Below are 21,451 nucleotides of genomic sequence, written 5' to 3' on the forward strand. Positions count from 1 at the left end.
TGACCCCCGGCACGAAGGAGAGTTCGATGAGCGTGCGCAGTGCATTCAGGCCTACGGGCGGCGAGCCCGGCGGGGTGCCGACCGGCTTGAGACGGGTGGTAGCCGCGTCGATGGCAGGCACGGTCGTCGAGTGGTATGAGTTCTTCCTCTACGGCACGGCCGCGACGCTGGTGTTCAGCAAGGTGTTCTTCGCCAAGGGCACCAGCGATCTGGACGCGATCCTCGCCGCCTTCGTCACCTACGCGGTCGGTTTCGCCGCACGCCCGTTGGGCGGCATCGTCTTCGGGCATTTCGGCGACAAGTACGGCCGCAAGAAGCTGCTGCAATTCAGCCTGATCCTGGTGGGCGCCTCCACCTTTCTGATGGGCTGCCTGCCGACGTTCGGCCAGATCGGTTACTGGGCGCCGGCACTGCTGGTCACCCTGCGCTTCATCCAGGGCTTCGCGGTCGGTGGTGAATGGGGCGGCGCGGTGCTGCTGGTGGCCGAACACAGTCCGAGTCGCAGCCGCGGCTTCTGGGCGAGCTGGCCGCAAGCGGGCGTACCGATGGGCAACCTGCTCGCGACGGCGGTGCTGCTGATCCTGACCACCTGGCTCTCCGATGCCGCCTTCCTCAGCTGGGGCTGGCGCGTGGCGTTCTGGCTGTCGGCGGTGGTGGTGCTCGTCGGCTACTACATCCGCACCAAGGTCACCGACGCCCCCATTTTCGTTGCCGCGCAACAGGAAGTGGAGAAGATCAAGGCGACCTCGCTCAGCGTGGTCGAGGTGGTCAAGCGGTACCCGCGCGGCGTGCTCACCGCCATGGGGCTGCGTTTCGGTGAGAACATCCTGTACTACCTGGTGGTCACGTTCACCATCACCTATCTCAAGGTGCAGGTGCACGTCGACACCTCGGTCATCCTCTGGTGGCTGCTCGCCGCACACGCCGTGCATTTCCTGGCGGTCCCGGTGGCCGGCTGGTTCTCCGACCGGTTCGGCAGGCGACCGGTGTATCTGGTCGGCGCGCTCACTGCGGGCACCTGGGGCTTCTTCGCCTTCCCGATGATGGACAGCGGGCACTACGGACTCATCATGTTCGCCATCATCATGGGCCTGGTGTTCCACGCGATGATGTACGCCGGGCAGCCCGCGATCATGGCGGAGATGTTCCCGACCCGGATGCGCTATTCCGGTGTGTCCCTCGGCTATCAGGTCACCTCGATCGTGGCCGGATCGCTCGCGCCGATCATCGCCGTCCGGCTGCTCAACACCTACAAGTCCGCGGTACCCATCGCGATCTACCTGGCCATCGCCGCGGCGATCACCGCGTTCGCGGTGCTGTTCGCCCGGGAAACGAAAGGTGTCACCTTGGAAAGCATCGACCTCGCCGATGCCGAGTACCTAGCCGCGCAGCCCGCCCCGGTGGCCGCCAAATGAGCGACCTGACCGGCCGTTCCGCACTGATCACGGGCGGCGCCAGTGGCATCGGCGCCGCCTGCGCGCGGGAGCTGTGCGCCCGTGGCGCACTGGTCACCATCGCCGATATCGATGATGTGGGCGCCAAGGCGCTGGCCCGCGAGCTCGGCGGAAAGCCCTGGGCGGTAGACCTTCTCGATGTCGAGGCACTCGAAACGCTCGACCTCGAGGTAGACATCCTGGTGAACAACGCCGGGGTGCAGAGCATCAGCCCGATCGAGGACTTCGCACCGCAGCAGTTCCGGAACCTGCTCACCCTGATGGTCGAGGCGCCGTTCCTGCTCATCCGGGCGGCCCTGCCGCACATGTACCGGCAGGGCTTCGGCCGGATCATCAATATCTCGTCGGTGCACGGGATCCGGGCTTCGGAGTACAAGTCCGCCTACGTGACCGCCAAGCACGGCCTGGAGGGCCTGTCCAAGGTCACCGCGCTGGAGGGCGGCAGGCACGGCGTCACCAGCAACTGCGTCAGCCCCGGCTACGTGCGAACCCCGTTGGTGGACAAGCAGATCGCCGATCAAGCCAAGGCGCACGACATCCCCGAGCAGGAAGTGCTGGAGAAGATCCTGCTCACCGAGAGCGCGATCAAACGGCTGGTCGAACCGGAAGAGGTTGCCGCACTGGTGGGTTGGCTCGCGTCGGCGGACGCGGGCATGGTGACCGGCGCGAGTTACACCATGGACGGTGGGTGGAGCGCTCGATGATCGAGCCTTCACCCCAGGGCGGACAGCGCCATCCGGCGCAGGATCGGCCTGGCGCGCGCGGCGGTCGCCGTGGTCGCGCTGTGTGGCGTGGAGTTGATCAGTCCGAAGGCGGCGTGGGCCTGCACCCGCGCCGTCTCCTCGGGTAGCCCGGGGTGCAGGTCGCGCAGCACGGTGACCCAGATTTCCACGTACTGGCGCTGGGTGCGGCGTAGCTCCCGGCGGGCGGCGGCGGGCACGTTCTCGAGGTCGCGGTCCTGGATACGGATCAGCTCGGGATCGCCGAGCGCGAAGTCCAGGTGGAAGTCGACGAGACCGTCCAGCGCCTCGGCCGGACCGGCGGTGCGCGCGACCACCGCCTTGCCACCGTCGAGCAGCCGCTGACTTACGCCGACGAGCAGCTCCACCAGCAGCGCTTCCTTGTTCGGGAAGTGGCGGTAGACGGCGGGCCCGCTGATTCCGACGGCCGCACCGAGGTCGTCCAAGCGCATGCCGAGGAACCCGCGGTCCGCGATGAGCCGCGCTCCTGCGTCGAGGAGCTGCTGCCGTCGCTGCGCCTTCAGCTGTTCGCGGCGGGTGAGCGTGACGGGGTCAGTGCTGGTCACACGCGCTCCTTTCGCCAAATCTGGACATCTCGGTTAACCAAGATTAACCTGGATTCCAGTTATCGGCGACTAACTGGCGCACCCGTAGCCAGCCCACCACCCTCATTGAGTCGCTCCGCGACGATGACCCAGAGGATCACGTCATGACCGTTACCGAAGAGGCCGTCGACAACCGAGTCGCCCACAAGGCGCTGGTGGACGACCTGAGCGCCCGGCTCGCCGCCGCGGCGCTCGGCGGACCTGTGAAGGCCAGGGACCGCCATGTGGCGCGCGGCAAACTGCTGCCGCGCGAGCGGGTGGATCAGCTGCTCGACCCCGGCAGCCCATTCCTCGAGCTCTCCCCCTTGGCCGCGACCGGGATGTACGGCGACGAATCTCCCGGCGCCGGCATCATCACCGGGATCGGCCGGGTGTCCGGCCGTGAGTGCGTGATCGTGGCCAACGACGCCACCGTCAAGGGCGGCACCTACTACCCGATGACGGTGAAGAAGCATCTGCGCGCGCAGGAGATCGCGCTGCAGAACCAGCTGCCCTGCCTGTATCTGGTCGATTCCGGCGGCGCCTACCTGCCCGAGCAGGACGAGGTGTTCCCGGACCGCGAGCACTTCGGGCGCATCTTCTACAACCAGGCGACCATGAGCGCCAAGGGGATTCCGCAGATCGCCGCGGTGCTCGGTTCCTGCACCGCGGGCGGCGCGTACGTGCCCGCGATGAGCGACGAGGCGGTGATCGTGCGCAATCAGGGCACCATCTTCCTCGGCGGCCCGCCGCTGGTGAAGGCGGCGACCGGCGAGGTGGTCACCGCGGAGGAACTCGGCGGCGGCGAACTGCATTCGCGCACATCGGGTGTCACCGACCATCTGGCCGAGGACGACCGGGACGCGTTGCGCATCGTGCGCCGCATCGTCGCGACCCTCGGCCCGCGTCCGGCGAGCCCGTGGGAGGTGCTGCCGACGGTCGCGCCCGCCGCACCCGAGTCGGAGTTGTACGACGTGGTGCCGGTGGATCTGCGCACGCCGTACGACGTCCGCGAGGTGATCGCCCGGCTCGTCGACGGAGACCCGCACGGGGACAGCGCCTTCCACGAGTTCAAGGCCGAATACGGCAAGACGCTCGTCACCGGTTTCGCGCGCATCCACGGCCACCCGGTCGGCATCGTGGCCAACAACGGCGTGCTGTTCAGCGAATCCGCCATGAAGGGCGCGCACTTCATCGAGCTGTGCGACAAGCGCAAGATTCCGCTGCTGTTCCTGCAGAACATCACCGGATTCATGGTCGGTCGCGACTACGAGGCCGGGGGCATCGCCAAGCACGGCGCCAAGATGGTCACCGCGGTGGCCTGCGCGCGGGTGCCGAAGCTGACCGTGGTGATCGGCGGTTCGTACGGCGCAGGCAACTACTCGATGTGCGGTCGCGCGTATTCGCCGCGCTTCCTGTGGATGTGGCCCAATGCCAGGATCTCGGTGATGGGCGGCGAGCAGGCCGCCTCCGTCCTGGCGACGGTGCGCGGCGATCAGCTCGACAGCTCGGGGCAGCCGTGGTCGGCCGAGGACGAGGAGGCGTTCAAGGCGCCGATCCGCGACCAGTACGAAAGCCAAGGCAATCCCTACTATTCGACGGCCCGGCTCTGGGATGACGGCGTGATCGACCCCGCCGACACCAGAACTGTTCTCGGGCTCGCCCTCTCGGTCTGCGCCCAGGCGCCGCTCGAGCCCGTTTCCTACGGCGTCTTCCGGATGTGACTCTGATGCTGAACAAATCTCATCCCGTCGGCTTCGACACCGTGCTCGTGGCCAACCGCGGCGAGATCGCGGTGCGCGTCATTCGCACGTTGCGCGCCATGGGCATTCGCTCGGTCGCGGTCTACAGCGACGCCGACGCCGACGCCAGGCATGTGCACGAGGCCGATACCGCGGTGCGGCTCGGTCCGGCCGCCGCCCGCGACAGCTATCTCGCGATCGACAAGGTGGTGGACGCCGCCGTACGCACCGGCGCACAGGCGGTGCACCCAGGGTACGGATTCCTTTCCGAGAACGCCGCTTTCGCCGCCGCGCTCGCGGACGCGGGCATCGTCTTCCTCGGCCCGCCCGCCCGGGCGATCGAGGTGATGGGCGACAAGATCGCGGCGAAGAACACCGTCTCCGCGTTCAACGTGCCGGTGGTGCCGGGCATCGCCAGGCCCGGCCTGACCGACGCCGACCTGATCGAGGCGGCCCACGAGGTGGGCTACCCGGTGCTGGTGAAGCCCTCCGCCGGTGGTGGCGGCAAGGGCATGCGGCTGGTCGAGGACCCCGCGCGGCTGCCGGAAGCGCTGCTCAGCGCGCGTCGCGAGGCCGCCGCGGCGTTCGGCGACGACACGCTGTTCCTGGAGCGCTTCGTCACCCGCCCCCGGCACATCGAGGTGCAGGTCCTGGCCGACCAGTTCGGCAACGTGCTGCACCTGGGCGAACGCGAGTGCAGCCTGCAGCGCAGGCACCAGAAGGTGATCGAGGAGGCGCCGTCCCCGCTGCTCGACGCGGCGACCAGGGCCAGGATCGGCGCGGCCGCCTGCAATACCGCGCGCAGCGTCGACTATGTCGGCGCGGGCACGGTCGAGTTCATCGTCTCCGCCGACCGGCCGGACGAGTTCTTCTTCATGGAGATGAATCCCCGCCTGCAGGTGGAGCATCCGGTCACCGAGCTGGTCACCGGCGTCGACCTGGTGGAGTGCCAGGTCCGGGTCGCGGCCGGGCAGAAGCTCGCGGTGGAGCAGGACGAGATCCGGATGATCGGGCACGCCATCGAGGCCAGGGTGTACGCCGAGGATCCCGGTCGCGGGTTCCTGCCGACCGGCGGCACGGTGCTCGACCTGTGCGAGCCGGAAGGCACCGGGGTCCGGGTGGATTCGGGCCTGCGCACCGGCACCGTGGTCGGCAGCGACTACGACCCGATGCTGGCGAAGGTCATCACGCACGGCGCCGACCGGACCTCCGCGATCGCGAAACTCGATCGGGCACTGGGCGATACGGTGCTGCTCGGGGTGACCACCAATATCGAGTTCCTGCGCTTCCTGCTGGCTGACCCGAATGTCGCTGCGGGACAGCTGGATACCGGCCTGCTGGATCGCCGGGTCGCCGACTTCCAGCCGGCCCCCGTCGATGACGAGATGTTCCTGGCCGCGGCCGCTTACCGGTGGCTGCGACGCTGGCCGACCACCCCGGACGATCCCTGGCAGGTTCCGTCCGGCTGGCGCATCGGCGACGCCGCGCCGACCCCGATCCGGCTGGCCGGCGGCGACCGCATCGAGCACGTGTACCTCACCGGCTCCCCCGCCGACGCGACCGCTCGTATCGACGACGGCCAATCCCTCTCACTCACAGCGGCTTTCGTTGAGAACGTGCTGACGCTGACCCTGGACGGCATCCGGCAGGAATACCGGGTCGCCGAACACGACGGGCACCTGTGGCTGGCCGGACCCACCGGCATCGCCATGCTGCGCGAAGTGGCCGAGGCCAGCGTGCGCGGTACGACCGAGCATGTCGGTGACGCCGAGATCACCAGCCCCATGCCGGGTTCGGTGATCGCGCTGCAGGTGGACAACGGTGCCACCGTCGCGGCCGGCGCGCCCATCGTCATCGTGGAGGCGATGAAGATGGAGCATTCGCTCACCGCTCCGATCGCCGGAACCGTCGAAATCCTCGTCGCACCAGGCACTCAGGTGCGACTGGACCAGGTACTCGCCCGCATCATCGCGACGCCCGCCGCCGAAGAGCCGGCGTCGCCACCCGATTCCGGCGCAGGCCGGAAGGCCGGGGAAGACTCGAATACCGCCGAGCCAGAAGGAAACCAAGCATGACCGACTTCCTGTCCACCGGCGCACTGCCGCAGGAGTACCGCGATCTGGCGATGACGGTGCGCGATTTCGCGCGAACGGTGGTCGCCCCGGTGGCCGCCGAGCACGACGCGAACCACACCTTCCCGTACGAGGTGGTCGCGGGCATGGCCGAGATGGGCCTGTTCGGCCTGCCGTTCCCGGAGGAGTACGGCGGCATGGGCGGCGACTACTTCGCGCTGTGCCTGGCCCTGGAGGAGCTCGGCAAGGTCGACCAGAGCGTGGCCATCACGCTGGAGGCCGGCGTCTCCCTCGGCGCGATGCCCATCTACCGCTACGGCAACGACAAGCAGAAGCTCGAGTGGTTGCCGCAGCTGACCAGCGGCCGGGCCCTCGCTGCCTTCGGGCTCACCGAGCCCGGCGCGGGCAGCGACGCGGGCGGCACCCGGACCACCGCCATCGCCGACAGCGGCGAGTGGGTCATCAACGGCAGCAAGCAGTTCATCACCAACTCCGGCACCGACATCACCACGCTGGTCACGGTGACCGCGGTGACCGGCGAGGTCGGCGGCAAGAAGGAGATCTCCACCATCCTGGTGCCGACCGACACCCCCGGGTTCGTCGCCGAACCCGCCTACAACAAGGTCGGCTGGAACGCCTCGGACACCCACCCGCTGAGTTTCACCGACGTCCGGGTGCCGCAGGACAACCTGCTCGGCGAGCGCGGCCGCGGCTACGCGAACTTCCTGCGCATCCTCGACGAGGGCCGGATCGCCATCGCGGCGCTCGCGGTCGGCGCCGCGCAGGGCTGCGTCGACGAGAGCGTGCGCTACGCGAAGGAACGCGAGGCGTTCGGCCAGGCCATCGGCCGTAACCAGGCCATCGCCTTCAAGATCGGCAGAATGGAAGCGCGCGCCCATACGGCGCGCACCGCCTACTATGACGCCGCGGCACTGATGCTGGCGGGCAAGCCGTTCAAGAAGCAGGCCTCCATCGCCAAACTGGTGGCCAGCGAGGCGGCGATGGACAATTCCCGGGACGCTACCCAGATCTTCGGCGGCTACGGCTTCATGAACGAATACCCGGTGGCCCGGCACTACCGGGACAGCAAGATCCTCGAAATCGGTGAGGGCACAACGGAGGTGCAGTTGATGCTGATCGGACGGGAGCTCGGGCTGTGACGGACTTGACCGATGGCTTGCGCCGGGTAGTGCAGACCGGCATGTGGTTCGAGGAGCTCGAGACCGACGTGCTCTACGAGCACCGGCCGGGCCGCACCATGACCGAGACCGACAACGTGCTGTTCAGCACGCTGACCATGAATCCGCAAGGGCTGCACATCGATGCGGCCTACAGCGACGCCCAGGAACCGTTCCATCAGCGCCTGGTCAATTCGCTGTTCACCCTCGGCACCATGGTCGGCCTCTCGGTGGCGCACCTGACCCAGGGCACCACCGTCGCCAATCTCGGCTTCACCGAGGTGAAGTTCCCCGCCCCGCTGTTCCACGGCGACACCGTCTACGCCGAGACCGTCGTGCTGGACAAGCGGGTCTCCAAGAGCAGGCCGGGCGAGGGCATCGTCACCTTCCGCCACACCGCACGCAACCAGCACGGCACCGTCGTGGCGGTGGCGGTACGCAACGCGATGATCCGCTTGCGACCCGAAGGCGGACAGCCGTGACGTGGCAGCTGCCAGGGCCCGCCTGGCTGTTCTGCCCGGCGGACCGACCGGATCGCTACGAAAAGGCCGCCGAGGCAGCGGATGTGGTGATCCTGGACCTGGAAGACGGCGTCGCCGCCGCGGACAAGGCGGCGGCGCGCAAGGCCCTCGTCGAGACACCGCTGGATCCCGAGACCACCGTGGTCCGCGTCAACGCGGCAGGCACCGACGAGCACTCGCTCGACCTCGCCGCGCTGGCCGACACCGGCTATCGGCGCATCATGCTGCCGAAATGCGAATCCGCCGAACAGGTCTCGGCCCTGGCCGAGTACGAAGTGATCGCATTGATCGAATCGCCGCTCGGCGCATTGACGGTCGACCGAGCGATGACGGCACCCAATGCGATCGGCGTGATGTGGGGCGCCGAGGACCTCGTCGCCGGACTCGGCGGCAACTCCAGCAGGCACGCCGACGGCAGCTATCGCGATGTGGCGCGCCATGTCCGGTCCACCACGCTGCTCGCGGCCAAGGCGTACGGCAAGTTCGCGCTCGACTCGGTATATCTCGACATCCGCGACCTCGATGGCCTGCGCGCCGAGGCGCTCGACGCGGTCGCCGTCGGATTCGACGCGAAGGTCGCCATCCACCCCAGCCAGATCGCGGTCATTCGCGCGGCGTACGCCCCGGCGGCAGCCGAATTGGACTGGGCCAGAAGGGTACTCGACGAAGTGCCGAAGCATCGTGGGGTGTTCGCCTTCGAGGGGCGCATGGTCGACGCCCCCGTCTTACGCCATGCCGAGCAGATCGTGCGGCGCGCCGAGCGCGCCTGAACCCGAGTTCGAAAGCCAGGAGGATTGCGGTGCAACCACAGTGGGTGCCGACCGAGCAGGATATCGCCGACGCCAGGATCACCGACTTCGCGCGGTTCGTCACGGCACGCACCGGCCGCGCCGTGCCCGACTACCACGCACTGTGGCAGTGGTCCGTCGAGGAGATCGCCGAATTCTGGCACGCGGTGTGGGACTACTTCGAGCTCGGCGATATCGCCGGTGAGGTGCTGGCCGACGCGGAAATGCCGGGCGCGCAATGGTTTCCCGGCACGCGGCTGAACTATGTCGATCAGGTGGTTCGCCAGTTCCGCACCGACCGTCCCGCGATCATCGCCGTCGGTGAGGACGCCGAACGGCGCGAGGTGTCCTGGGTCGAATTGATCGACCACACGGCGGCCTTGGCTCGAACCCTGCGGGGCCTAGGGGTGCAACCGGGCGATCGGGTGGCGGGCTACCTGCCCAATATCCCGGAAACCGTCATCGCTTTCCTGGCGACCGCGAGCATCGGCGCGGTATGGACCGCCTGCGGCCAGGACTACTCGCCCAAGGCCGCGCTGGATCGGCTCGGCCAGCTCGAACCCACCGTGCTGATCACCGTGGACGGCTACCGATTCGGTGGCAAGGCCCACGACAAGCGCGCCGACATCGCCGCGCTGCAAGCCGGTCTCGGCACCCTGCGCGGCACGATCGCCGTGTCTCAGCTGGGGCTCGACGTGGCGGATGCGACGCCGTGGCGAGACGCGATCGCCAGCGACGAGGCCGCGCCCGCCGTGATCGAGACGGAGACGGTCGATTTCGATCATCCGCTGTGGATTGTGTTCTCCTCCGGCACCACCGGGCTGCCGAAGGGCATCGTGCACGGGCACGGTGGAGTGCTGCTGGAGCATCTCAAAGCCGTTGCCCTGCAAACCGACATCGGGCCGGACGACACCTTCTTCTGGTACACCAGCCCGAGCTGGATGATGTGGAACTTCCAGATCTCCGGCCTGCTGGTCGGCGCGACCGTCGTCTGCTACGACGGCAGCCCCACCTATCCGGCGCCGGATGCGTTGTGGCGCATCGCCGCCGAGACCCGCACGACCATGCTCGGCACCAGCCCCGGCTACGTGCTCGCCTGCATCAAGGCGGGCGCCGTGCCGCGCACCGAGCACGACCTGTCCGCACTGCGCGCGGTCGGCATCACCGGCGCGTCACTGCCCACCTCGTCGGCACTTTGGCTGGGCGAGAACACCGGTGACCATGTCCAGGTCAACTCGATCAGCGGCGGCACCGACGTGGTGTCGGCCTTCCTCGGTGGCGTGCGCACCGTGCCTGCCTGGCCGGGCGAGCTGTCCGCGCGCTTCCTCGGCGCCGCGATAGAGGCCTTCGACGGCACCGGCCAGCCGGTCCGCGGCGAGGTCGGCGAGCTGGTCATCACGAAGCCGATGCCGTCCATGCCGGTGCGGTTCTGGCACGACGCGGACGGAAAGCGGTACCACGACGCCTATTTCGACATGTACCCCGGTGTGTGGCGGCACGGCGACTGGATCACCATCACCGACCGCAACTCCATCGTCGTGCACGGCCGCTCCGACTCCACCCTCAACCGCCACGGCATCCGGATGGGCAGCGCCGACATCTACCAGTCCGTCGAGCGCCTGCCCGAGATCGCCGAGGCGCTGGTCATCGGCGCCGAACAGCCGGACGGCGGCTACTGGATGCCGCTGTTCGTCGTGCTCGCGCCCGGCGCCGAACTCACCGACGACCTGAAGACCCGGATCAACACCACCATCCGCACCGAGGTCTCCCCGCGCCACGTGCCCGACGAAATCCTGGTAGCCCCGGGCATTCCGCACACCAGGACCGGCAAGAAGCTCGAGGTGCCGATCAAGAAGCTCTTCCAAGGGGCCGACGCCACCCGGGTCGTCGAGCGCAGTGCCGTCGACAACCCGGACCTGCTCGATTGGTACGCGGCCGTCCGACCGAACGTCGAGAGTTAGCACCCGGCCGCGTGTATTCAGTGCGGTTACGGGTGAATACGAACTGTTTCATAGACCCCTGCCCGCGCATCTCCTAGCGTGGTGGTGGACAGGCTCGTCCCTTACCCCGGCGGAGGTGGCATCGTGGCCGCACAGGACGTCCGAGCGCGCGACGAGATCGCCGCCTATCCACCGGGGTCGCGACTGCCCGGCATCGTGCAGAGCATCCTGTTCCAGGTCGATCGGCAGCGGTTCGTGCCCGCGTTGGCGCGCCGGTACGGTGACGTCTTCACACTGCGGATCCCGCCGTTCGCCGACCATGCCGTGGTGTTCTCCCGCCCCGAGCACATCAAGGAGATCTTCGCGGGCAACCCGCACGACCTGCACGCGGGCGAGGGCAACCAGATCCTCGGCCACGTGATGGGCAGCCACTCGCTGCTGCTCACCGACGAGGACGAACACGCGCGCGCCCGACGGCTGCTGATGCCCGCCTTCAACGGCTCGGCGCTGCGCGCCTACCGCGACCTGGTCGCCGACATCGCCGTCGCCGAGATCGCCCGCTGGACACCGGGTGCCACACTCATCACGCTCGACCGGATGAACGCGCTCACCCTCGAGGTGATCGTGCAGGTGGTTTTCGGGGTCACCGATGAACACACCCGCGCCGAACTCGGGCCGCGACTGAAGCAGATCGTGAATCTGAATCCGCTGGTGTTTCTCGGCTTCAAGGCGAATCTGCTCGCCCGGCTCGGACCGTGGAAGCGGTTCGCCGACAACCTGCGCGCGGTCGACGCCCTGCTCTACGCCGAGATCGCGGCCCGGCGGCGCGCTCCGGATCTGGCCGAGCGCACCGATGTGCTGTCCCGGCTGCTGCACGCGGGCACCGGCGACGACCACGACCCGCCGCTCACCGACGCCGAACTGCGCGATCAGCTCATCACCCTGCTGCTGGCCGGGCACGAGACGACCGCGTCGGCGCTGTCCTGGGCGCTGTACGAGCTCGCGACCCGTCCGGACATCCAAGAGCTGGCCTACGCGGCCGCGCGCAACGACGACGACAAATATCTGGAAGCCGTCATGAAGGAGGCGATGCGGCTGCACGTCGTCATCAACGGAACCAACCGAAAACTGACCAGGGATATGACAATCGGCGGCAGGCGACTGCCCGCGGGCACGGTGGTGAGCACCTCGATCCTGCTCGCACACCGCAATCCCGACAGCTACCCCGACCTCGCCGTCTTCCGGCCGGAGCGTTTCCTCGCCGGTGAGGTGGCGCCGAACACCTGGTTCCCGTTCGGTGGCGGGGTCAGGCGCTGCATCGGCGCGGGCTTCTCGCTGATGGAGAGCACCGCCGTGCTCCGGGAAATCCTTGTGCGACATTCGCTTTCGCTGCCCGAGGGCACGGAACCGGAACGTGGGAAGACCCGCAACATCACCACGGTCCCCAGAGGCAAGGCGCGCCTGGTCATCACGCCACGCGCCTGAAGGGACCCGCGCACTCGACACTGCATGGTTGCTGAGCAGTTGTGGCAGCGATCACATTGACGACTCCCGCCTACAGGTCGCACGGACTCGCGCCGCTTTCCGGCAGGTAGTGCGCTTATTCGGCGTGACCTGGGGCACCCGGGCGGTTCGGCGGGCGCCCGCGCCGAGCCGTAGCCCGTCTCACCAGCCCTGATCAGTACGATGTCCGCATGAGTGTCGACAATCGCCGTACGGCGCGGAAGGCGAGCACCGGCGACTCGGCACCCCGCGAGGTCCGGCGCAGGCCGAAGAATCGCCGGGCCCAGATCGCCGCGGCCTCGGCGGCCGCGTTCGGCGCGCTCGGCTATCACGGCGTGAGCATGGAGGACATCGCCTCCGGCCTCGGCATCAGCTCCGCCGCGCTGTATCGGCACTATCCGAGCAAGTACGCGCTGTTCCGTGAGGAATTGCTGCGGGTGGGCCGGGCGATGACCGAGGCGGTCGAGCTGCCCGCCGAAGCCGCGGCATGGTCGCCCGACCAGCGGTTACGGCACGTGCTCGACGCGCTCATCACCGTCACCATCGAGAATCGGCCGACCATCACCCTGGTGCGCTGGGAGGGCCGCTACCTCGAGCCCGACGATGTGACGACGCTGGACGACCAGCAGCTCACCGTGCTCGGCGCGCTCGGCAGCCAGCTCGCCGAGCTGCGGCCGGAACTGAGCGAGGACGACACCCGGGTACTGCGGATGGCCTTGCTGAGCACGATCACCAGCATCGCCGACCACCACGCCACGCTGCCGGCGAAATCGCTTGCCCGGCTGCTCGGTTCGGCATGTCAGCCGATCGTCGGCGCGCAGTTGCCTGCGGAGCAGCCCGCCGAGCCGCTGCAGGTGGTCGAGATCCCGGATTCGTTCAAACATGAACTGCTGCTGCGTAAAGCGGTGGAGCTGTTCCATGAGCGCGGCTACCCGAATGTCAGCGTGGAGGACATCGCCACCGCCGCCGGGCTCTCCGCGGCCTCGGCGGTGTACCGGTTCTATCGCGGCAAGAGCGACCTGCTCGCCGCGGCCTTTCGCCGTGCCGCGGAACGGGTTTCGGGCGCGGTCGGCCCGGCGGTGGCGAGTGCGTCGAGCCCGGAGGGCGCCCTGACGACGCTGATCGACCAGTATGTCGCGGGGTCGTTCGCCGAGCGCGCGCTCACCTACGTGTATTTCACCGAGTTCCAGCATGTTCCGGCGGAGGAACGCGCGGTGCTGCGAAACATCCAGCGGCTCAGCGTCGAAGAGTGGGCGCGACTGCTGCGCGAGGTGCGCCCGGAACTCTCGCCCGCCGAGGCACGGTTCCTCATCCACGCCGCGTTCGCGCTGGTGGTCGACCTCGGCCGCGCGTTCGACAATCAGCCGATGGCGGCGCAGGGACGGGTGCGGCTGCTGATGCAGCTCATCCTTTTCGGGCGTCCCGCCGCGGCCTGAGCTGACCGGCTCGACGGAGGTACCAACCGGTCGCTTATGTTATGCGGCATTCCAGATAGGTGCGGTCGAAGAGTTACAGGTAGGTTCCGCTATCCGGCCTCCGTTGTGATCTACCATTCAGTTTGAGTTCGGGATGCAAAGGCCCCTCTACCGAGCGTCCGATTGGGCTACCATCGCCGCATGGGTGCCCAGGAAGGCCGCGCTGCGGACAAGGCGTCCGACGGAACAGCGCCGCGCGTGGTCCGCCGGCGGCCACGGGATCGACGCGCCCAGATCGCTGCGGCCTCCGCAGAGGCGTTCGGGTCGCTCGGCTACCACGGTGTGAGCATGGAGGACATCGCGTCCCGGCTCGACATCAGCTCGGCCGCGCTGTATCGCCACTATCCCAGCAAATACGCGCTGTTCCGCGAGGAGGCACTGCGGCTCGGTGCGCTCAGCGAGGCGGCGGTGCGCCTGCCGGACTCGGCGCGCGGGCTGCCCGCCGCCGTACGGCTCGGGCGCGTCATCGACGCCCTCATCGCGTCCTCGATCACCAATCGCCGCAGCGCCGCGCTGCTGCGCTGGCAGCGCCGCTATCTCGAGGACGCCGACGCCGCCATCCTGGACGACCAACTGGCGACAGTGCATTCGGTCCTCATGTCGCTGCTGGGCGAGGCCCGTCCGGAGTTGGACAAGGCGGACCGCGCCGTCCTGTCGGCCGCGATACTGAGCGTGCTCAGCAGCATCGGCGACCACCACGTGTCGATCCCGGTGCGCGCGTTGACCGCACTGCTCGGCGCCGCCTGCCGCGCCGCCGCCGACTGCGTGCTGCCGCCACCGGCGCAACATCCCGAACCCCTTGCGGTAACCGAGATTCCGTTGACCTTCAAACACGAGCTGCTGCTCGCGCGCGCGATCGAGTTGTTCCACGAACGCGGCTATCCGAATGTCAGCGTCGAGGACATCGCCACCGCGGCCGGGCTGCCCGCCTCCTCCGCGGTGTATCGCTTCTACCGCAGCAAGGGTGACATCCTGGCGGCCGCGTTCCGCCGTGCGGCAGACCGGGTTTCGGCCGCGATCGGCCCTGCGGTCGCCGCTGCCGACGGCCCCGAGCAGGCCCTGACGACACTGATCGAGCTGTACGTGGCGGGTTCGTTCGCCGAACGCGAGCTGACCTTCGTCTACTACGCCGAGATCAGTAACGTGCCCGCCGACGCTCGCACGGCCCTGCGAAACATCCAGCGGCTCAACGTCGAAGAGTGGGCGAAGCTGCTCGTCGGCGTGCGCCCCGAACTCGCCGCCGCCGACGCCAGACTGCTGGTGCACGCGGCCTTGGCGCTGGTGGTCGATCTGGGTCAGCGCTTCGGCTCCACGGATCCGGCGTGCTCGCGGCAACGGGTGGTCCACCTGATGCGGGTCGTGCTGTTCGGACGCGACGCCGAGTAGCTACGGCTGCTGCGGCGGGGCCAGCGGCGAGTTCACCTTGTTCACCAGCCAGCGGCCGTCGACCTTCTCCAGGCGCATCACCATGGACAGCTGGCCGGGGGCGGGCTTGCCCTGGGTGCCCATGCTGGTGATGGTCTGCCCGATCACCACGATGGCCTCGGCGGAGTGCTCGTCACCGGTCTTGATCGCGCACTGGACGTCGTTGACCTTCGACACCACCTCGCCCTGGGTGAGCACCTCGCGCAATTCCTGGCTGGTGCTGTCGAATTGTTTCTTCCAGTCGCCGGTCGCGCCGTCGAGCACGGCGGCGAAGTAGGGGTCGAGCTTCTTCGCGTCGTAGTCGGCCAGGATCGGCGCGTAGGCGCATGCGGCGGTGCGCGCGTCCGCGTTGGCGGCCAGAGTAGCCTTGTTGCCCTTGTTCTGCACGTAGAAAATGACGCTCGAAGCGACTGCGGTGCAGAGCAATACGGCCCCCGCCACACCGAGCACGAGCTTTCCGACTCGGCCTGGCCGGAACCGATCGAACCGGCCGGCAGGCGCAGTCTGATCCGAGTCCTTCTCTGCCACAACATCACTCGATGCGGCGGAATCCTCGGGTAGTTCATTGTCGGTCATAGTGTGCTCCTCTATCTACCAGGTGCCGGTCGGGACAGCTCATTGCCGGTGACGCCGGGCGGCGGCCCGGAACCGTTGTCCGGCACGTTCGGTCGCGGCGCGTTCGCCGAACCACGCACCTGCAGTGCCGGATTGCTCGTGACGCAGTAGTTGTAGAGCCGGACCCTGGTGTCGACGGTCTTCGTGGTCGGCACCACGGGCACGGTCTCGTAGTCACAGCTCGGCCGTGGCCATGGGTCGACCAGGGTGTGGTACGCGTTGTCATGGGCCGGAATGCCGATCGCCTCCGAACCCGTGCGCAGCGCCGGGAACAGCGCCGCGATGGCGGGAGCCCGCAGCTTGGCGGCCTTGGTGATCGCGACGAAGTTGGTGACCAGGTTGGTCATCGGATCCTCGGTGTCGCGCACGATGCCGCCGAGGGTGGCCAGCTGACCCGGCCCGAGGTCGAGGAACTTGCGCACTTCCTGATCCGCGGCGGTCAACTGCTGGAACAGCGCGCTGGAGCCGGTGGTCAAGGTGGTCAGGTCCGGCTGCGCGTGGCTGGTCGTATCGGCGATCACCTGGAGGTTCTCGATGAGTTGCCTGGTCTGCGGCAGTAGGTCGGTCAATCCGGCCATGGCCCGGCTGATACCGGAGATCATGTTGCGCAGCCGATCCGGGCCACCGGCCAGCGCCTTGTCCAATTCATCCACGATGACGTTGGGCCGCCCGGGATTCATCCCGCCGATCAGCCCGCTCATGCTCCCGAACACCGACTGCATCGTCACCGGCGCCGTCGTCCTGGCGCGCTCGATCACGGAGCCGTCGGCCAGATACGGCCCGCTGTCCGCGTCCGGCCGGAAGTCGAGATACTGCTCGCCCGCCGCGGAGAGCCTGCCGACGGCGACCGTGCCGCCCACCGGAATCCTTGCGGTCTTATCGATTTCGGCGATCGCGGCGACGCCGTCACCGGAGATGCGCACCTCCTCGACCCGGCCGACGCGGGTACCGCGGAAGGTGACGTCGTTGTTCGGTGCGAGACCGCCGGAGCTCTGCAACTCGACCCGCACCGTATACGTGCTCGGCAGCGGATTGATCCGCAGCACATAGACACCCAGGTAGGACGCGCCGAGCACGAGCACCACGATCAGACCGATATTGGCCACCGCGACCCGATGCCGGACCAGCCATTGCCACAGGGGGACGGCAGCCGGCGAAGCCGGCGGGGTGGGTGAGCTCAGCGGCGGATTCATCGGCCACCGCCTTGCAGCCGGCCGATGACCTTCTCGATGACCTGCGCCAGGCTGCCGATGAAGGCGGGCACGTCACCGATCTCGGGTGGCCTGCTGCCCTTCGGGTCGGTCAGCGCACCGACACTGAGGTAGGACACGGTGGCCGCGACCGCGAGCGCCGGGCCGTCCAGGCTGGCCGAGATCGACGGGTAGATGGCGTGCAGCCCGTCGAGGGCGCCCGCCAGATCGTCGCCCATCTTGGTGAAGCCGGACATCAGCCGCTGGATGCTGTCGAACAAGCCGAGGAATTCCGGCCCGGTGGTGTCGGTGAAGTCACCGAGCGCGGCCATGGTCACCGAGACCTTCGCGATGAGATCGGCGATGGCCCTGTTGTTTTCGGCGACGAGTCCGATCAGCGGCGGGAAGGTGTCCGCGGCGGCACCCAATTCGGCTTTGCGCCTGGCCAATTCACCGGTGAGGGTATTCAGCCCGGTCAATACGCCGTCGATGTCGGCGGTGCGCCGATTGAGTGCGGTGAGCACATCGGTCATCTCGGTGATCAGATGCGACAGCTCCGGGGCGCGCCCGCCGAACATGGAGTTCATCTCGGCGGTGATCCGGGCCGCCTGGTTCAGGCCGCCGCCGTTGAGCAGCAACGAGACCGACATCATCAACTGCTCCACCGAGGCGCCGGTCGCGGTGTGCTCCGGGGCGATGGTGTCCCCGGGCCGCAGCAGCTCGGCGCCGTCCTGTTTCGCGGGCAGCGTCATCGCGACGAACATGTCGCCGAGCGGGGTGGCCTGGCGCAGCTCGGCGGTGGTCCCCCGAGGCAGCTGAATGTCCTGGCGGATCTGCATCTCCACGTCGGCGAGGAAGTCGGTGGTGCTGATCGCGGACACCATGCCGATATCGGAGCCGCCGATCTTCACGTGCGCGTTGGCGGGCAGGTTCAGTGCGTCCCGGAACACCGCGTGCAGGGTGTAGCCGGGACCGCCGATGCCCGGCTTCGGCAGCGGCACGTTGTCCACCGTCACCGCGCAGCCCGAGGTCGCGCCGATCGCCACGGCGACGCACAGCGTAGTCAGTGCCCGCGCCCTCATTTGGTCAGTCCGAGCAGCGCGGCGGTGAGCCCGAAGTCCGGGCCGAAATCCTGGATCTTGCCGGACCGGCAACCATCCAGGCGCATCTGCACCCGCTCGCAGAACACCGACAGGGCCTCGCCGTCGAGCACCGCCTTGTCCAGCAGGCCGTGCAGGCGCAGCGCCTGATGTTCGCGGCTGGTCGCGTTGGCGAGGTTCTGGAAGAACAGCGGTGTCACGTCGGCGATCTCGGTGACCGCACGCGCGTTGGCCCGCATCTGCCCGGTGAGGGCGGTGAATGGTTGAGCGCGCCGGGCAATTGCTCGGGGTTGGTGCCGGCCACGGTCGGGGTGTTGGTGACGAAGTCGTTGAGCTGGGTCAGCACCGCCTGCAAGCCCGGCGCCTGGTCGCCCATCAGCTGCACCATCTCAGTGAGCCTGCCGCTGAAATCGCGCACCGTCTGGTCGTTCTCGGCGATGATCTGGGTGATCTCATTGAGTTTCACGATGGTGTTGGAGATCTGATCTCCGTTGGCCAAGCTCACCTCGAACGCCGAGGACATGGCGTCGAGGGTCTCGCGGAGCTTGTCGCCGTTGCCGTCGAGCAGCGGGAAGAGTACCCGGCTCGCCATCGGCCCGGACTCGTTGTCGCCCTTCAGCGCTCGGCCCAGTTGATCGAAATTCTCCAGGATCCGATCGAGTTCCACCGGGGTGCGCGTGTGCTCGAGCGGGATGTGCGCACCGTCGGCCAGCACCGGGCCGGTGCCTTCGTAGGCGGGCGCGAGTTCGACGTGCCGGTTGGTGATCAGCTGCGGCGACACCAGCGCGGCGATCGCGTCGGCGGGCACCTTGACGTCCTTGTCGATGGACATGGTCACCTCGACGTAGCTTCCTCTGGCCGTCACCGTGTCGACCCGGCCCACCGGGACCCCGAGGATCGCGACGTCGTTGCCCGCGTACAGGCCGGCGACGTTCTCGAAATCGGCGCTGATCCGCAGGCGTTCGCCGAGATACTGGTCGGGCAGCCCGCTCAGGCTGTCCGGCAGCAGCGAGCACCCGGACGCCACCGCGGCGACCCAGCACAGCACGGCGGTTTTGAGGAAAGTACTTATCTTCATCAGTTGCACCCCTGTACCGCACCGGCGAAACACAACCAGTTGTCCGGGAAAACCCACGGCGCCCACACGTCGCCGTAGGGCCCGTTGCCGAGCGCGTTGTTGAACTGCCGCAAGGCAACCGGCATGATCTCGTAGAGCGAGTCGAGGTTGTCCCGGTTCTTCTCCAGGCCCTCGGACATGGTGTTCAGGCTCTGGATCATCGGCCCGAGTTGATCGTTGTTCTCCAGGCCCATCTCCTGCAGCAGCCGGGAGAGCTCGGCGACGTTGTCCAGCAACGACTTCAGCATGTTCTGCCGCACCGCGACGGCGTTGCCGATGGCCTCGCCGCGGGTGAGCAGCAGCAGCACGCTGTTGCGGTTGTCCGACACCAGCTGCGACACCTGATCCATGCTCTTCAGCAGCACATCGACCTCATCACGGCGGTCGTTGATCACCTTGGCCAGCGCGCCGATGCTGTTCAACGCCTCGACGGTGAGCTGCGGCGAGTCGCCCATCTGCCTGCTGAGCAGGTCCAGCGACTGGCGCAGCTTGGCCGGATCGATCCGCTCGATCCGCTCGAACGACGACTTGTACACCGGGTCACGGATGACCTTGCTGAGGTTGTACGGCACCGACGTGTTCGCCAGCGCGATCCGGTTGCCCGGCAACCCTTTTCCATTGCCGGGCACCAGCTCGACGTGCAGCTTGCCGAGGATCGTCGTCATCTTGATGGCCGCGTGCGCGTCCGGGCCGAGCCGCAGATCCCGGCGCACCCGCAGGTCGACCAGCACCTTCGCACCGTCGAGCCGCACCGCGCGCACCGAGCCGACCTCGATGCCGGACACATCCACCGACGCACCCGCCCGCAGCCCGGCCGCCTGGGCGAACTCCGCCTGAATGGTCTTGTCCCCCAACCGGGCCTGGGACAGCACGCTGGAGCCGACCAGCAGCAGCACCACCGAACCCGCCGCGAGCAGCCCGAGCCACAGCAGCCGGTTCCGCGGCAGCCGGACGCGCCCGATCAGCGATCGCGCTCGTGTCATCATCGGCACACCTCCGATTGCGAATTCCCGCCGACCTGGGAGAAGAGCCCCGGCGGCAGCAGCACACCCCACAGCGAGACATCGAGACGGCAGATGTAGGCATTGCCGTAGGCGCCATAGCTGGTGAACCTGGCGATGCCGTTGAGCAGGCTCGGCAGCTCGACGGCCGCCTGGTCCAGCGAGGCGCCGTTGAGCAGCAGCAGCGCCACACCGCTCGTCGCATCGTCTTGCGCCCGAGCGATGTTCGGCTTCACCTGAGCGATCAGCCGCGCCAGCGAGTCGGTCGAGGTGGCCACCTGATCGACCGACCCCTTCAACGACTCGCCTTGCGCGTAGAGCGACTCGACCAGCGAACGCGCCTGGGTGATCAGCGTTTCCAGTTCCCCGCTGCGATGGGCGAGCCCGGCGATGACACTGCTGAGGTTGCCGATCACGTCGCCGAGAATCTGGTCCCGCTGCCCGAAGGTGCCCGCCAGCTCGGCGGCCTGGGTGATCAACGCGCTCAGCGAGACATTGTTGCCCTGCAAGGCCTGGATCAGCGTCTCCGACAGCGAATTGATCTGATCCGGTTGCAGCACACTGAACAGCGGTTCGAACCCGGACAGCAACGCGGACACGTCGAACGACGGTTCGGTGCGCTCGAGCGGTATCGCCGCGCCCGCCGCCAGCGTTTGTCCGCCACTCGTGCCCGGCACCAGCGCGATATAGCGCTGCCCGATCAGGTTCTGGTAGCGCACCATGGCCTTGGTGGTGGTGGTCAGCCGCTGCCTGCGCTGGATCCGGAACTCGATGCGGGCCCGGTAGTCGCCGTCGAAGTCGATCGCGTCCACCCGGCCGACCCGCACCCCCGCCATCCGGATGTCGTCGCCGACCCGCAGGCCGAGCACATCGGAGAACGTCGCGGAGTAGGAGTCGGTGTCGCCGGGGACCGAACGCTGCAGGGTGGACCAGATCGTGTACGTCAGCACGATCGCGACCACGGCGAAGAGGCTGAAGCCGGCCAGCGCCTTACCTGATTTCATGA

The 21,451-nt window shown here is 68.0% G+C and carries 17 protein-coding genes and 1 pseudogene; 11 read left to right on the top strand and 7 right to left on the bottom strand.

The features are described from left to right. Positions 1-26: 26 nt before the first annotated feature. Both DBO33_RS38535 and DBO33_RS38540 read left to right on the top strand, forming a co-directional pair. Positions 27-1,415, top strand: a complete 1,389-nt coding sequence (locus DBO33_RS38535) for an MFS transporter (RefSeq protein WP_107660964.1) — start codon at positions 27-29, stop codon at positions 1,413-1,415. After that, entirely contained in the window at positions 1,412-2,158 is a 747-nt protein-coding gene (locus DBO33_RS38540) for a 3-hydroxybutyrate dehydrogenase (RefSeq protein WP_107659419.1), read from the top strand. Before DBO33_RS38535 ends, DBO33_RS38540 begins: the two co-directional genes overlap by 4 nt. Positions 2,159-2,166: 8 nt before the next feature. On the opposite strand, the gene DBO33_RS38545 is transcribed toward DBO33_RS38540, so the two are convergent. Continuing rightward, the gene (locus tag DBO33_RS38545) at positions 2,167-2,760 is read right to left on the bottom strand and encodes an SACE_7040 family transcriptional regulator (protein ID WP_107659420.1); all 594 of its coding nucleotides are present in this window, start codon (positions 2,758-2,760) and stop codon (positions 2,167-2,169) included. Positions 2,761-2,903: 143 nt separating this feature from the next. Between DBO33_RS38545 and DBO33_RS38550 the strand changes: the two genes are divergently transcribed. The 9 genes from DBO33_RS38550 (at position 2,904) to DBO33_RS38590 (ending at position 15,383) form a co-directional block, all read left to right on the top strand. Continuing rightward, positions 2,904-4,502, top strand: a complete 1,599-nt coding sequence (locus DBO33_RS38550; protein WP_107659421.1) for a carboxyl transferase domain-containing protein — start codon at positions 2,904-2,906, stop codon at positions 4,500-4,502. 5 nt (positions 4,503-4,507) lie between these two features. Then, positions 4,508-6,595 (top strand): acetyl/propionyl/methylcrotonyl-CoA carboxylase subunit alpha, encoded by a 2,088-nt coding sequence (locus DBO33_RS38555; protein ID WP_107660965.1) that lies wholly within the window; start codon positions 4,508-4,510, stop codon positions 6,593-6,595. Then, positions 6,592-7,752 (top strand): acyl-CoA dehydrogenase family protein, encoded by a 1,161-nt coding sequence (locus tag DBO33_RS38560; protein ID WP_107659422.1) that lies wholly within the window; start codon positions 6,592-6,594, stop codon positions 7,750-7,752. The genes DBO33_RS38555 and DBO33_RS38560 overlap by 4 nt, the downstream gene beginning before the upstream one ends. A 41-nt stretch (positions 7,753-7,793) precedes the next feature. Continuing rightward, positions 7,794-8,252: a MaoC family dehydratase gene (locus DBO33_RS38565; protein WP_234391462.1), complete on the top strand. Its 459-nt coding sequence runs from the start codon at positions 7,794-7,796 to the stop codon at positions 8,250-8,252. Then, the gene (locus tag DBO33_RS38570; RefSeq protein WP_107659424.1) at positions 8,249-9,061 is read left to right on the top strand and encodes an HpcH/HpaI aldolase/citrate lyase family protein; all 813 of its coding nucleotides are present in this window, start codon (positions 8,249-8,251) and stop codon (positions 9,059-9,061) included. Before DBO33_RS38565 ends, DBO33_RS38570 begins: the two co-directional genes overlap by 4 nt. Positions 9,062-9,090: 29 nt before the next feature. Beyond that, on the top strand, positions 9,091-11,040 hold the full coding sequence (locus DBO33_RS38575; protein WP_107659425.1) for an acetoacetate--CoA ligase: 1,950 nt from the start codon (positions 9,091-9,093) through the stop codon (positions 11,038-11,040). A gap of 123 nt (positions 11,041-11,163) precedes the next feature. Then, positions 11,164-12,504, top strand: coding sequence for a cytochrome P450 (locus tag DBO33_RS38580; RefSeq protein ID WP_107660966.1), 1,341 nt, complete (start codon positions 11,164-11,166; stop codon positions 12,502-12,504). A gap of 209 nt (positions 12,505-12,713) precedes the next feature. Then, positions 12,714-13,958, top strand: a complete 1,245-nt coding sequence (locus tag DBO33_RS38585) for a TetR/AcrR family transcriptional regulator (RefSeq protein WP_107659426.1) — start codon at positions 12,714-12,716, stop codon at positions 13,956-13,958. Between the two features lie 180 nt (positions 13,959-14,138). Continuing rightward, entirely contained in the window at positions 14,139-15,383 is a 1,245-nt protein-coding gene (locus tag DBO33_RS38590) for a TetR/AcrR family transcriptional regulator (RefSeq protein ID WP_107659427.1), read from the top strand. Here DBO33_RS38590 and DBO33_RS38595 read toward each other — a convergent pair whose 3' ends face one another. The 6 genes and pseudogenes from DBO33_RS38595 to DBO33_RS38620 all read right to left on the bottom strand — a co-directional run bounded on the left by DBO33_RS38595 (position 15,384) and on the right by DBO33_RS38620 (position 21,449). After that, a complete protein-coding gene (locus DBO33_RS38595) occupies positions 15,384-15,998 on the bottom strand; it encodes a hypothetical protein (protein WP_107659428.1) in 615 nt (204 codons plus the stop codon). Positions 15,999-16,009: 11 nt separating this feature from the next. Continuing rightward, a complete protein-coding gene (locus tag DBO33_RS38600; protein ID WP_107659429.1) occupies positions 16,010-17,230 on the bottom strand; it encodes an MCE family protein in 1,221 nt (406 codons plus the stop codon). Then, entirely contained in the window at positions 17,227-18,309 is a 1,083-nt protein-coding gene (locus DBO33_RS38605) for an MCE family protein (protein ID WP_107659430.1), read from the bottom strand. Before DBO33_RS38605 ends, DBO33_RS38600 begins: the two co-directional genes overlap by 4 nt. Then, a pseudogene (locus DBO33_RS38610) lies at positions 18,306-19,405 on the bottom strand (MCE family protein). Before DBO33_RS38610 ends, DBO33_RS38605 begins: the two are co-directional and overlap by 4 nt. After that, positions 19,405-20,430, bottom strand: a complete 1,026-nt coding sequence (locus DBO33_RS38615) for an MCE family protein (RefSeq protein WP_407670583.1) — start codon at positions 20,428-20,430, stop codon at positions 19,405-19,407. The pseudogene DBO33_RS38610 and the gene DBO33_RS38615 overlap by 1 nt, the downstream one beginning before the upstream one ends. Continuing rightward, positions 20,427-21,449, bottom strand: coding sequence for an MCE family protein (locus tag DBO33_RS38620; RefSeq protein WP_107659432.1), 1,023 nt, complete (start codon positions 21,447-21,449; stop codon positions 20,427-20,429). Before DBO33_RS38620 ends, DBO33_RS38615 begins: the two co-directional genes overlap by 4 nt. Positions 21,450-21,451 lie beyond the last annotated feature (2 nt).

Source organism: Nocardia suismassiliense (assembly GCF_900269665.1).
GTDB classification, from domain to species: Bacteria; Actinomycetota; Actinomycetes; order Mycobacteriales; family Mycobacteriaceae; genus Nocardia; species Nocardia suismassiliense.

Excerpts from the sequence above, each read along its gene's own strand:
- DBO33_RS38535 (WP_107660964.1), top strand. The coding sequence starts at position 27 with ATGAGCGTGCGCAGTGCATTCAGGCCTACGGGCGGCGAGCCCGGCGGG.
- DBO33_RS38540 (WP_107659419.1), top strand. The coding sequence starts at position 1,412 with ATGAGCGACCTGACCGGCCGTTCCGCACTGATCACGGGCGGCGCCAGT.
- DBO33_RS38550 (WP_107659421.1), top strand. The coding sequence starts at position 2,904 with ATGACCGTTACCGAAGAGGCCGTCGACAACCGAGTCGCCCACAAGGCG.
- DBO33_RS38555 (WP_107660965.1), top strand. The coding sequence starts at position 4,508 with ATGCTGAACAAATCTCATCCCGTCGGCTTCGACACCGTGCTCGTGGCC.
- DBO33_RS38560 (WP_107659422.1), top strand. The coding sequence starts at position 6,592 with ATGACCGACTTCCTGTCCACCGGCGCACTGCCGCAGGAGTACCGCGAT.
- DBO33_RS38565 (WP_234391462.1), top strand. The coding sequence starts at position 7,794 with ATGTGGTTCGAGGAGCTCGAGACCGACGTGCTCTACGAGCACCGGCCG.
- DBO33_RS38585 (WP_107659426.1), top strand. The coding sequence starts at position 12,714 with ATGAGTGTCGACAATCGCCGTACGGCGCGGAAGGCGAGCACCGGCGAC.
- DBO33_RS38590 (WP_107659427.1), top strand. The coding sequence starts at position 14,139 with ATGGGTGCCCAGGAAGGCCGCGCTGCGGACAAGGCGTCCGACGGAACA.
- DBO33_RS38595 (WP_107659428.1), bottom strand. The coding sequence starts at position 15,998 with ATGACCGACAATGAACTACCCGAGGATTCCGCCGCATCGAGTGATGTT.
- DBO33_RS38600 (WP_107659429.1), bottom strand. The coding sequence starts at position 17,230 with ATGAATCCGCCGCTGAGCTCACCCACCCCGCCGGCTTCGCCGGCTGCC.
- DBO33_RS38605 (WP_107659430.1), bottom strand. The coding sequence starts at position 18,309 with ATGAGGGCGCGGGCACTGACTACGCTGTGCGTCGCCGTGGCGATCGGC.
- DBO33_RS38615 (WP_407670583.1), bottom strand. The coding sequence starts at position 20,430 with ATGATGACACGAGCGCGATCGCTGATCGGGCGCGTCCGGCTGCCGCGG.
- DBO33_RS38620 (WP_107659432.1), bottom strand. The coding sequence starts at position 21,449 with ATGAAATCAGGTAAGGCGCTGGCCGGCTTCAGCCTCTTCGCCGTGGTC.